An 11,647-nucleotide genomic window follows, 5' to 3' on the forward strand; every position below is an offset into this window, starting at 1 on the left:
GGTTTATAGATATCTGGGCTGGGATATTTATATCTAGGCGAACCCGCTCCTACAAAATCTATCCTAACCCCCTTGGCAGTTGCTATGAAAGACTACCGCACGAAGCTGTCGCCTAAGTAATATTGGCGTACTAATGGGTTGCTGTAGAGTTCTTCTTCAGCGCCGGAGGCTAAAATTTGGCCGTCTCGCATGATGTAGGCTCGATCGGTAATTTCGAGGGTTTCTCGGACGTTGTGATCCGTGATCAGGATGCCGATTTTACGATCGCGCAGTTTGGCAATAATCGTCTGAATTTCGTCAACTGCGATCGGATCTACCCCTGCAAACGGTTCGTCCAAAAATAGGAACATCGGCCCGTCTCGCCCAGCAGCTAAGGCTCTCGCCAGTTCAGTCCGCCGCCTTTCTCCCCCGGAGATTTGAATTCCCAAACTGGATGCTATTTTTTCTAAGCGAAATTCTTGCAACAGGAAATCGACTCGATCTTTCCATTCCCACCGCGGCACTTGAGTTTGTTCTAGGACTAACAAAATGTTGTCCCGCACGCTCATGTTGCGAAAAATGCTTGCTTCTTGAGCGAGATAGCCAATTCCCAAATGCGCTCGCTTGTGCATCGGCATTTTAGTGATATTTAAATCGTTGAGCCAAACAGTTCCTTGATTGGGTTTTTCTAATCCGGTTGCTATGTAAAATGTTGTGGTTTTGCCGGCACCGTTGGGGCCGAGGAGTCCGACGATTTCTCCTTGGGCTACTGAAAGGTTGACGCGACTGACTACATGGCGTTTTCCGTAGGATTTGTGAATATTTTCGAGTACAATTTTCATGCTGGCCGAGGCAACTTTTAAGAAGTCATTAGTCATCAGTCATTAGTCATTGGTAATTTCAACCAACTGTCAACTGTCAATTGTCATCAGGAAGAAGAAAGAACAAATACACAGCAAGTCTTTGAGCTATCACTATTTTACGTTTAATTAGGTGGATTTACTTGCCAGTTAAATTTCAGACTGCGGGCTGGTGCGATCGCATCTCAAGTTGATATTTTACAGTCTCCTGTTTTTTGATTTTTTACACAATAAATTTTGAGTGTATTCTCAGCTTTCAGGTGTCGCGCATCTAAGCTCCGCTCCCGGAACAGGCAGGATGCCCGTTCCACAAGAATTGCCATAAAAATTATTGTTCCAGGTAGGTATGCAACAGCTGTTACTTGGGCGCTGTTGAACTGGCTGGCGGTTTGGGCCCGATCGCATTTTGGGCTGCTGCATCTTGTTCCGGGGCCACCAGATAGACGGATTCTACCTGCCCTGGCTTGTCTGGAAGGGCAATAAACCTGCCTTCATCGATCAGGTATGTGATGGTTTCGCCGCGCAGGCTGTTGCCCTGCTGCAATACGTAAACATCGCCGCTGAGGATGATCCGGCGCTCGCGACTGAAGTATTGAGCTTGAGCTGCGGTTGCTTGGATTTGGCGGGCTGGATAGTTGATTTGGACGTTGCCGCGGGCTGTCACGATGCCGGTTTTGGAGTCGGCTTCTTGAATGTCCGATCGCACGGAAAGAGTCCGGGGCTGCGCGGTTTGGGAATAGGTGGGAGAGACAATCGCGCCGGCCAGAGTCAGGGGTAACAGCAGCGACAATCCTTTGAATATTCGGGAATTAAGTAGTTTAGCGGAGGGCATCATAGCTTGCAAGCCTCAAAATTTATGATATTGCTGAAGGGGATTATCTCACCCCCAGATTTTTATCTAGGGAAATTAGATCCACCACACCCGGTTGGTTAGGTATTTTATCTTAACGGCCGTGAAAAATTATCGTCAGGTCGATCGATTGACCCGATCGCCTCAACCAATTATCCTAGCAAGACAACAGCCATTTTCACGGACTGTTTGGCTGATTTGCAGTTTGCACTCAGGACTTGAGTCTTATGCCTGCCGTTTGTAGCGAGGGCGAAGAGTCCTTTCTGGCGTGACTTTTAGTCGATCGGGACTTGCATTCCTTACTACAAACAAAATAATCCAATAAAAGCGTGTCCAAATAATTTATTGTGCAAGTTTTATGATACTCAAGTTTTCTCTACTTTGATAATTTGCGGTAATTGCAAGCCTGCAACTTCTGTACCTGCGAACAACGGTAGAAAATTAGCTACGGCTTCCGGCCCAGCTTGTTGCAAAGCGCTTAATAGTTTAGCACTTTTTACGAGTAAATCTTCAACAGCAATTTCAGCATAACTCGGCTGATAATAACTGAGCCGATTGATACCTTCTCCCAGCAAGATTACTGCACCGCGCCAATTTTGATTGCCTAAATGATAAAGCGCTACGGCAATTTGCAAGATTCCCTGATAAAATCTTTTGTCCGGCTCGCCCGCTTCCATCCACAAAGCTTCTAAGGTATCGTGACAAGCGTAAAATTCTTGGCTGTTAAACTGTTCTATACCTTGCCAAAATTCGATCGGCATTTCGTCTGGCATTAGATGTGAGATTTGAGATTTTGCATTAGGGATGGGGAGTTTTTTTGAGTAGGCGGATATCATTAAAAGTCAGATAAAAACAGCCGCCTACTTAACCAATTACATAGTATCTCTGACAGCTTGAATCTGATCCATGCCAATTTCCTGATTACTTCCAGCAAAATCATTATCTGGCGTCAGAAATAACATACAGTGACATTCTTTCCGCTCGCGCATGGGAATGCAGGGACAGTTCCAGTAGGCAGCTTTGACTTCGGCTTCTTTATCTTCGTAATGGCGACAAGGGCATAGGGGAGCGCCTAGTTCGTCCTTGTGTTTTGCTAGTCCTTCTATGACGACAGCAGTGACTGAAGGCTCGGAACAAAAGTAAGTTCCAGTGCGCTTGGCATAGGTTTCGGAGAAATTCTTCATCGCCTCCAAAGTTTTTTCGTTGGAGAGTTTAGATTTTTCTGTTGTGTTCATAGTTTAGGATCGGAGTTGAGGATGCTACGAGCTTTTAACAATTGTAGCGCAGAATGTGATTTTAAACACTCGATATTTCTGTTTAGTTACAACGACTAAAACCTTGACAAAAATTTAGTTTTAGGTTGTGGGTTTTTTAGTGATTTTTCACGTATCCCGGACGGTTGGGGAAACAGGGTGCAGATCCGGTTTTTGCAGCCACCCAAAGATTTTGACCGATCGCCCGCCGGAAACAATTATCCCCCAAAGGGGATGTAAATAAGATAGAATATCACAGCGCTGTCTCTGTTTCCGGCATCTCATGGCAACTTCCCCGCACCCCGCCCTCCGCAAAAAATCTGCTTCTTCTGAGCTGATTTGGCCGGCTGACACCGAGTTAGTCGGATTAGTGTTTGAATTGACTCCCCGCGCTGCTAGCTCTCTGTACGCGCAGTATGCTATAGGTTTACACGCTTGGTTTTTAGGTCAAGTACACCAAACTGACCCGGATTTATCGCAACTTTTGCACGACGAGGAGTCAGAAAAAGCCTTTACTATATCGGGATTGGAAGGTGATTTGCGAGCAAGCGGCAAAGAATTTCAGCTTGTGGGCGATCGTATTTATCGCTGGTATATCACAGGACTTTCCCAACGAGTAGTACAATGGCTGAATCAGTGGCTGCAAAATTTGCCCCAAGAGATTGATTTGCGAAATGCTCCGCTGGTAATTCGCTCTTGGGAGATTGCTTTTGCTCCCACAACTTACCAGCAATTGCTAACAGCAGAACATCCATTATCTAGAAACATAAAACTTAGTTTTGTAACTCCCACAAGCTTTCGCAGCAAAGGGCATCACTTCCCGCTACCAGTTCCCGAAAATGTTTTTCACAGCTATTTGCGTCGCTGGAATAACTTTTCGGGTATGAATTTTGACCAAGCAGAATTTCTGACTTGGATTGACGAAAATGTAATTATTAGCCGCCACAAGTTGGAGTCGCAAAAGGTGGCGGCGGGCAAAAAAGGCATGGTAACGGGATTTACTGGGGCTGTAGAATTTGCGATCGGGCGATCGGCCGCATTGCGCCCCGATTTTGTACAATTATTTTATGCTTTAGGGCGATTAGCACCTTACTGCGGCACTGGCCACAAAACAACTTTTGGATTGGGACAAACGCGATCGCAATGGCTGACAAAATCGCTGACAGAAGTGTCGATACAAAGTGTATTGGCGGCGCGAATAGATGAATTAACAGAGAAGTTTATGGCGCTCAGAAAGCGTACAGGCGGCAGTCGGGCTGCTGAGATTGCGGAAACTTGGGCGACGATTTTGGCGCGCCGGGAATTGGGGGAATCTTTGTTTGATATTGCTGCTGATTTGGAAATGCCTTATGAAACTGTGAAAACTTATGTGAAGTTGGCAAGAAGGGCTTTGAAAGTTGAGGATTAAAATAATTAGTCAGTAGTCAATAGTCAGTAGTCAGTAGTCATTAGTCAGTAGTCAGTAGTCATTAGTCATTAGTCAGTAGTCATGGGGAATTGTTAGCTGTTGACTGTTGACTGTTAACTACTGCTTTCCTGTCAACTAAGAGGGCGGGCACTCTTGGCACAGCCCCTACCAACTGCCAACTGACTACTGACTACTGACTCTTAGTAAATAGATATATATCATCTCGCTGATATTTTAGTTGAAATTGAGGGTGATTTTTTAGTTGAGTTACTAGGTTTTTGACAAAAGCTCGATCGCTCATCCAGCCAGGATACCTCAGATTCAGCAAGACATAATCAAATTCTGCGAGGCTTGTAGGAGGTGTGTTAGCCTCAGTTAACTTTACCACGGGGCGGTGCGTTAAGTGGGGAGCTACGTGAGAAGTTGTTAAAACGCTGCCTTTTGTGTTGATAAAAGTAATTGCTTCTCTGGTAGCTGGTAAAGTGTCGAGGGAATCTAAATAAATAGTCCAAAAATAGCCGTATTTTGCTAAAGCTAAGAAAGCGATTAATGACCAAATTATGATAATTCTTGGCAATGGATAATTAGGAATTGGCAATTTATCAAATATTTTTTTTCCTTCGTGCTGATTCCTATTTGCTAAACTGGCAATTACGGCAACTAACAAAAAGGGCAGTATCGGAATAGAATACTGATGAATCAAATCCCGCTGGGCTGGGATATCGGAAAGAATATTCATCGCCAACATCGGCAGGGCGCTAATTAAAGGTGTTAGGTGACGCGGGGAAAGCCACCAAATTACTGGCAAGGTTAATAAGGCTAAATATTCAATAGTATCTAAAGAAAATAAACGCCCTAAAATTAGATTTGGTTTCAATATTAAGTTGACAGCAATTTCTAAAACTGAATGTCCCAAATATTGGTATCGCCCGATTCCCGCGTGTTCTCTTCCTAGATTGAAATACGGTATCACAGCCTGAGTAGTTATCAGGAACCAAGCCGCGCCCAGAAACAAAGCTATGAGTCCGCAATTGCGTTTTTTGTCAAAACACAGCAGCCACAATCCCATCGCAGCTACAGTCAAAGATAACACGGCTTTGCAACTCAAAACTAAGACGATAGCAGCACAGAACCACAGGGTTTGATTCAGTCTCGCGGCTAGGATTGCTGCTAGCAGTGCGGGTAGGGCAATTACTTCTGGGTGGAAGTCGAAGAGGTTGACATTGAAGACTAATGGATAGAGCAGGTAAATACAGGCGATCGCCCGAGATATGCTATTATTTAATCCGGCTTGACGCGCCAAACTCCAAGTTGGCAAAGCACCCAATGCTAGAGCAACTGCTTGCACTAACAACAGCCAATGAACGTCGGGATATATTTTGTAAAGCAAAGCGACGGGATACATTACCAAAGCGGCGTGATTTCCCATGTGGTGAATTTCCAGAAATGAGGAAAACGGCGTTTGTCCCTGACCGATTAGATAGGCTACTTGGTCGTAAATTCCTAGTTCAAAGGCGTTGGATTCAAACAGGGCGTGGCGTACACTGCTGCTCAGGAAAAATATTAACACAAAAAGGGCGATCGACCAAATTACAGGCTCGTATTTTAGATGCTTAAAATTGTTCATATTGTATTCATCCCAAAATTATCTTAAAATTATCTGCGTTTCTCTCTGTTTATCTGCCTTAAATCTGCGGTTGGTTTTGAGCGATGAATAATTTTTGCAATAAGTTTACTAATTACGAATCTTTTCAAACAAAAAAACATCATCTTGCTGATAATTTATTGTAAACAAAGGAGATTTTTTAAGTTGAGCCGCGACACTCGCAGCAGTATCCGCAGTATCCGGCCAAGGATGGCGCAAATTTAGCAGCACGTACTCAAATTCATTCAAACTTTGTCCGTTAGCAACTTGATGCAGCAATTTAATTGTTTTTCGGTGAGCGAGATGAGTCGCCAGGGAGTTATCTGTTAACACGTTGCCTTTAGTTTGCACTCTGTTAATTGCTTGTCGCGTAGCTTGCAAAGTATCGAGAGACTGTAAATAAACAGTCCCAAAATAGCCGTACTTAGCCAAAGCTAAAAAAGTTAACAGCGACCACAAAATTAACAATTTTGACAGTAACGAATTGGCAAACAGCAATTTTCCACCTCTCCAACTTCGGCGAACCCAAATGCGGTTAATCCAGATATGTTTAACAGATTTAATCGAAATATGTTTCGATACTCTACTCCAAATTCGCGGCATCCAGTTGCGATGATTCCAGAGATAATTACCTGCATTTTTCCAAAAATTTCTCGCTCTTTTCTGTCTGTCTGCTAGGGTAGAAATTACAGCAGTTAATAAAAATGGAAATATCGGCACAGAATATTGGTGAATCAAATCTCTTTGAGCATCTATATCAGAAAGAATATTCATCAATAGCATCGGCAAAGCACCAATTAACGGCGAAAGATGTCGCGGGGAAAGCCACCAGATTGCAGGCAAAAACAACAAAGTTAAGTATCCCAAAGTATCTGCTGAAATCAGTCGCCCTGCTACTAAGTTAGGTTTCAGCACTAAATTAACAGCTATTTCAAAAACCGAGTTTCCTAAATATTGATATCGCCCGACCCCCGCGTGCTGCTTGCCTTGATTAAAATACGGTACAATCGCTTGAGTTGCTATCAAAAACCAAGCAGCGCCAAGAAATATAGCTATGAGTCCGCACCTGCTCTTTTTTTCAAAGAAAAATAGCCAAACACCCATCATCACGACTGTTAAAGATAATACGGCTTTGCAGCTTAAAATTAATAGTGTGGCTGCACAAAACCACAATATTTTATCGAGTCTCGCTGCTAAGATTGCTGCTAAGATTGCGGGCACTGCAATTACTTCGGGGTGGAAGTCAAAAAGATTGACATTAAATACTGCGGGATAAAGCAGGTAAACTGCTGCAATGGCGATCGCCTTTGGTTCGTTTAATCCCGCTTGACGTGCTAAACTCCAGCTAGGCCAAGCACCTAGGGCTAGGGAAACAGCTTGCACTAATAACAGCCAGCGAACATCGGGATATATTTTGTAAAGTAAAGCTAGCGGATAGAAAATAAACGCTGTATGATCGCCTAAAATATTAATTCCCATTAATGAGGAAAATGGCGTTTGATTTTGAGAAATCAAGTAAATTGCTTGGTCAAAAATTGCTAAGTCGAATGCTGTTGAATGAAATAATGCGTGCCGCACGCTGCTGGCGACAAATAAGACTATCGCTGTCACGACAATCATTAAAAATACTGGATGGGATTTGGGGAATTTTAAAGTTAGCATTTTCTGGGTTTAATCGGGGATTTGTTTAAATAGTATAACTTCGTTTTTTTGATAAATTAATTGAAAATTTGGAGCTTTTTTTAGTTGGTTGGCTAAGGTATTTCCAATTTTTTCTGTATCGGGCCAGGGATGGCGCAGGTTTAATAATATGTATTTAAATTCAGCTAAGTTTGTTTGGGCTGAAACTTGTGAAAGCAATTTTACGATGGGGCGGTGGGTAAAGTGAGGGGCAAGTCTATTATCTGTTAAAATACTGCTTTGGGGTTGAACTTGTGCGACTGCTTCGCGTGTGGCTTGCCAGGTATCTAGTCTATTTAGATACAGAAAAAAGTCTTTGTATTCTCCGAATATTAGGAATATTATTAATGACCAAATTATCATTTGTTTGGGTAATTGAATGCCCAGCCATAGTTGAGGAATTTGTAATTTTTTAAGTTGTGATCTTGCTGTTTGGAGGGGCAAAAATATTTGCGATTCGGTTTTCAATTGGGCGTTTTTGGGGCTGGCTTGTTTGGCGATTGCGGCTAATATTAAAAATGGAATGATCGGTACTGAATATTGATAGGCTAAGCTGCGTTGAAATGCCAAGTCGGAGAGGATATTGATGATGAGGGTAGGGATGGCAGGAATTAGGGGTGTTAAATATCTGAGGTTGTTTGGGCGGGGAAATGGCAGTAGCAGCCAAATTACGGGTAATATCAGGATGAATAAGTATTTTATTGTATCGATGGAAAGGATTCTTCCTAAGATTAACTGGGGTTTTAATATGAGATTGATGATGATTTCTAGTACGGATTTGCCTAAATAGCTGTAACGCCCGACTCCTGCGACTTCGCTACCGCTAAAGTAGGGGATGATTTTTTGGGAAGCAATTAAAAACCAAGCTGCACCGAGCAAAAGTGCGATCGCCCCAAATCGTTGCTTTTTTTCGCAAAAAAACAGCCACAATCCCGTAGCAGCAATGGTTAGGGACAAAACTGCTTTGCAGCTCAAAACTAACATGATTGCGGTACAAAACCCCAGGATTTTATTTAAACGAGCTGCCAAAATTGCTGCTAAAATTGCGGGTAAAGCGATTACTTCCGGGTGAAAATCAAATAAATTGATGTTAAATACGACTGGATAGAGCAAATAAATAAATGCGATCGCCCGGGATTGTTCTTGATTTAAACCGGCTAAACGCGCTAAACTCCAGCTAGGCCAAGCTCCCAAGCATAAAGCAACTGCTTGTACCAACAGCAGCCAATGCAGGTCTGGGTAAATTTTGTACAGCAAAGCTAGGGGATAATAGATTACCGCTGCGTGATCTCCCAAAATGTGCATCTCCATCAAAGAAGAAAAAGGCGTTTGGTTTTGACTGAGTAAGTAAATTGCTTGGTCAAAAATTCCTAAATCGAAAGCTGTGGATTGGAATAAAGCGTGCCGTAAACTGCTACAGGCAAAGAAAATTGTAGCAGCAATGCCGATCGCCCAAACCAAACTCGACGGCGGCTGCGATCGACCTTCTTCTATATTTTCGGCGCTGGAATCAGCAAAATTTTCCCTATTCTCCATGAAATCTGGCACTAGCTGAGCGCTCAAAATATGATTCTATCAAATGTGCTTGCCCCGCAATAGTTAACCGCTAATTTGAGTTCCCGCAATCGTAATATTAGAATAATCCACAAAACCTTAAAAAATTGTGAAAGCAATAACTCTTCTCGGCTCCACAGGCTCCATCGGCACTCAGACTCTGGATATTGTAGCTCAATACCCCGAACAATTTCGGATTGTCGGGTTAACGGCAGGGCGAAATGTAACGTTACTGTCACAACAAATTCGCCAGTTTAAACCGGAAATTGTCGCGATTTGCGACGAAGATAAATTACAGGAATTGCAGGAGGCGATCGCAGATATTGACCCTCAACCTATTTTACTTGCTGGGGAGTCAGGCGTTGTCGAAGTTGCCAAATACGGCGACGCTGAAGCCGTCGTCACCGGCATAGTTGGCTGTGTCGGTTTGCTGCCAACAATTGCGGCTATTGAAGCAGGCAAAGATATCGCCTTAGCAAACAAAGAAACCTTAATCGCCGGCGGCCCCGTTGTCAACCCCCTTATCGAAAAATACGGCGTTAAAATCTTGCCTGCAGATTCGGAACACTCGGCAATTTTTCAGTGCTTGCAAGGCTTGCCACCTGGTGGTTTGCGCCGAATTATTCTTACAGCTTCCGGCGGTTCTTTTCGAGATTTGCCGATCGACAAATTAGCAGAAGTAAAAGTCGCCGATGCCTTGAAACATCCGAATTGGTCGATGGGGCAGAAAATCACGATTGATTCTGCTACTTTGATGAACAAAGGATTAGAAGTAATTGAGGCTCATTACTTGTTCGGAATGGATTATGACGACATTGATATTGTCATCCATCCCCAGAGCATAATTCACTCGTTAATTGAACTCCAAGATACGTCAGTTTTGGCTCAATTAGGCTGGCCGGATATGCGGTTGCCGCTGCTGTACGCCTTGTCTTGGCCGGAGCGAATTCAGACTGATTGGCCGCGGCTGGATTTGGTAAAATCTGGTGATTTGACTTTCCGAGAACCAGACCACGAAAAGTATCCTTGCATGAAGTTAGCTTATGCGGCGGGACGCGCTGGCGGCTCGATGCCGGCGGTGCTGAATGCGGCAAACGAACAGGCTGTCGGGTTATTTTTGGAGGAGAAGATTCAGTTTTTGGATATTCCGAAGTTGATTGAGAAAGTGTGCGACAAACATCAAGCGGATAACTGTGAAACTCCTGCTTTGGATGATATTCTGGCGGCAGACAAGTGGGCGCGGCAGGAAGTTTTGATAATGAGTGAGATTTTGGACTCGCGGATGCTTTCGGTTCGCTAATTTTTAGATGTAGACGGCGGTTGAAACCGCGTCTATACAAACAAAACCCGCCTCCGCGGGTTGAAGATAAGATGGTGAAAATTACGTTGTTTTATTCATTTATTCTCTTCAGTCCGCGGAGGCGGACTACCCTTCGGGAAGGCTAACGCCTACGTTTTTGTAAACCTGGTTTCAACCGCCGTCTTCTATTGTTCATCAATCCCTTGATAAAATAGAGCTATGAGTTCCATTTCAGGAAGCAACCGATGCAAACAGAAACCAAACCAACAGTATTTGAGCTCAATCAACTAATTATCCCACCCGGCAATAAAATAAAGTTACAAAATGTTAGCTGGGAAATGTACGAAGCTATCCTAGACGAGCTAGGGGAAGGTTACGCACTGCGACTTACTTATTACCAAGAAACATTGGAAATTAGGATGCCACTACCAAAACATGAAAAAGCTAAATCATTGATTGGTGACTTGGTTAAGTTACTTCTGGAAGAACTTAATATAGATTGTGATGTTTTAGGTTCCACTACCTTCAAAAGCAAAAAGATGCAGAGCGGCGTAGAACCAGACGATTGTTTCTACATTCAGCACGAAGCTGCTATCAGAGGTAAAGATAGAATAGATTTAACAGTAGATCCGCCTCCCGATTTGGCGATCGAGATTGACAACTCCTCACAAACCAGTTTGAGCAGCTATCAGGCTTTGAAAGTGCCGGAACTTTGGAGATATGACGGGCGAATCCTGAAAATCTATCTGCTTGAAAACGGAAAATATATTGAGTCTGATAGCAGCTCAAATTTCCCCAACTTTCCTATTGTTGATGTAATTCCTCAATATGTCGATCGCAGCACAACTGAAGGTAGAAGCCCGACACTCAGAGCATTTAGAGCTTGGGTAAAAGAGCAACTACAAACCAAAGACTCGTAGCGGCCGGTTTTGCTAATTTTTGACTTTCGCCGCAAAATCAGCCGCACTCATTTTTTCGTACATTTCAAAAGGTTGGTGAATCCAAGGATTGTCAGCCAAATAATCTACATAATAATCCGGTTTCGCAACAGAACAAGCTTTGTACCAAAGCACAGCCGTCCGAATTTCCTGAATATCCTCGCCGTAGCGGTTTTGCAG

Annotated in this window: 10 protein-coding genes and 1 pseudogene; 3 read left to right on the forward strand and 8 right to left on the reverse strand. The window is 43.5% G+C overall.

The genetic code is table 11. The features are described from left to right. Positions 1 to 92: 92 nt before the first annotated feature. The 4 genes from lptB to IQ270_RS23430 form a co-directional block, all read right to left on the reverse strand. The gene (gene lptB / locus IQ270_RS23415) at positions 93 to 821 is read right to left on the reverse strand and encodes an LPS export ABC transporter ATP-binding protein (RefSeq protein ID WP_193975604.1); all 729 of its coding nucleotides are present in this window, start codon (positions 819 to 821) and stop codon (positions 93 to 95) included. 376 nt (positions 822 to 1,197) lie between these two features. Then, positions 1,198 to 1,674, reverse strand: a complete 477-nt coding sequence (locus IQ270_RS23420) for an LptA/OstA family protein (RefSeq protein ID WP_193975597.1) — start codon at positions 1,672 to 1,674, stop codon at positions 1,198 to 1,200. A 380-nt stretch (positions 1,675 to 2,054) separates the two neighbouring features. Next, positions 2,055 to 2,462, reverse strand: coding sequence for a DUF309 domain-containing protein (locus IQ270_RS23425; protein ID WP_193975598.1), 408 nt, complete (start codon positions 2,460 to 2,462; stop codon positions 2,055 to 2,057). 99 nt (positions 2,463 to 2,561) lie between these two features. Further along, entirely contained in the window at positions 2,562 to 2,924 is a 363-nt protein-coding gene (locus IQ270_RS23430; protein WP_193975599.1) for a ferredoxin-thioredoxin reductase catalytic domain-containing protein, read from the reverse strand. Between the two features lie 301 nt (positions 2,925 to 3,225). On the opposite strand from IQ270_RS23430, the gene cas6 reads away from it, so the two are divergent. Beyond that, positions 3,226 to 4,350, forward strand: coding sequence for a CRISPR-associated endoribonuclease Cas6 (gene cas6, locus IQ270_RS23435; RefSeq protein ID WP_193975600.1), 1,125 nt, complete (start codon positions 3,226 to 3,228; stop codon positions 4,348 to 4,350). A gap of 190 nt (positions 4,351 to 4,540) precedes the next feature. Here the strand turns inward: cas6 and IQ270_RS23440 are convergent, their stop codons facing one another. The 3 genes from IQ270_RS23440 to IQ270_RS23450 form a co-directional block, all read right to left on the reverse strand. Continuing rightward, positions 4,541 to 5,977 (reverse strand): DUF2079 domain-containing protein, encoded by a 1,437-nt coding sequence (locus IQ270_RS23440; protein ID WP_193975601.1) that lies wholly within the window; start codon positions 5,975 to 5,977, stop codon positions 4,541 to 4,543. A 108-nt stretch (positions 5,978 to 6,085) separates the two neighbouring features. After that, on the reverse strand, positions 6,086 to 7,657 hold the full coding sequence (locus tag IQ270_RS23445) for a DUF2079 domain-containing protein (RefSeq protein WP_228056624.1): 1,572 nt from the start codon (positions 7,655 to 7,657) through the stop codon (positions 6,086 to 6,088). Between the two features lie 9 nt (positions 7,658 to 7,666). Next, the gene (locus IQ270_RS23450; RefSeq protein WP_193975606.1) at positions 7,667 to 9,211 is read right to left on the reverse strand and encodes a DUF2079 domain-containing protein; all 1,545 of its coding nucleotides are present in this window, start codon (positions 9,209 to 9,211) and stop codon (positions 7,667 to 7,669) included. A 127-nt stretch (positions 9,212 to 9,338) separates the two neighbouring features. Here IQ270_RS23450 and dxr point away from each other — a divergent pair, with 127 nt between their 5' ends. Both dxr and IQ270_RS23460 read left to right on the forward strand, forming a co-directional pair. Further along, entirely contained in the window at positions 9,339 to 10,529 is a 1,191-nt protein-coding gene (dxr, locus tag IQ270_RS23455; RefSeq protein ID WP_193975602.1) for a 1-deoxy-D-xylulose-5-phosphate reductoisomerase, read from the forward strand. A 245-nt stretch (positions 10,530 to 10,774) separates the two neighbouring features. Beyond that, entirely contained in the window at positions 10,775 to 11,449 is a 675-nt protein-coding gene (locus IQ270_RS23460) for a Uma2 family endonuclease (protein WP_193975603.1), read from the forward strand. Positions 11,450 to 11,461: 12 nt separating this feature from the next. Here the strand turns inward: IQ270_RS23460 and IQ270_RS23465 are convergent. Next, positions 11,462 to 11,647 (reverse strand): annotated as a pseudogene (locus IQ270_RS23465) (phosphoribosyltransferase); the annotation flags it as partial.

The organism is Microcoleus sp. LEGE 07076 (assembly GCF_015207455.1).
Taxonomy (GTDB): domain Bacteria; phylum Cyanobacteriota; class Cyanobacteriia; order Cyanobacteriales; family Microcoleaceae; genus Microcoleus.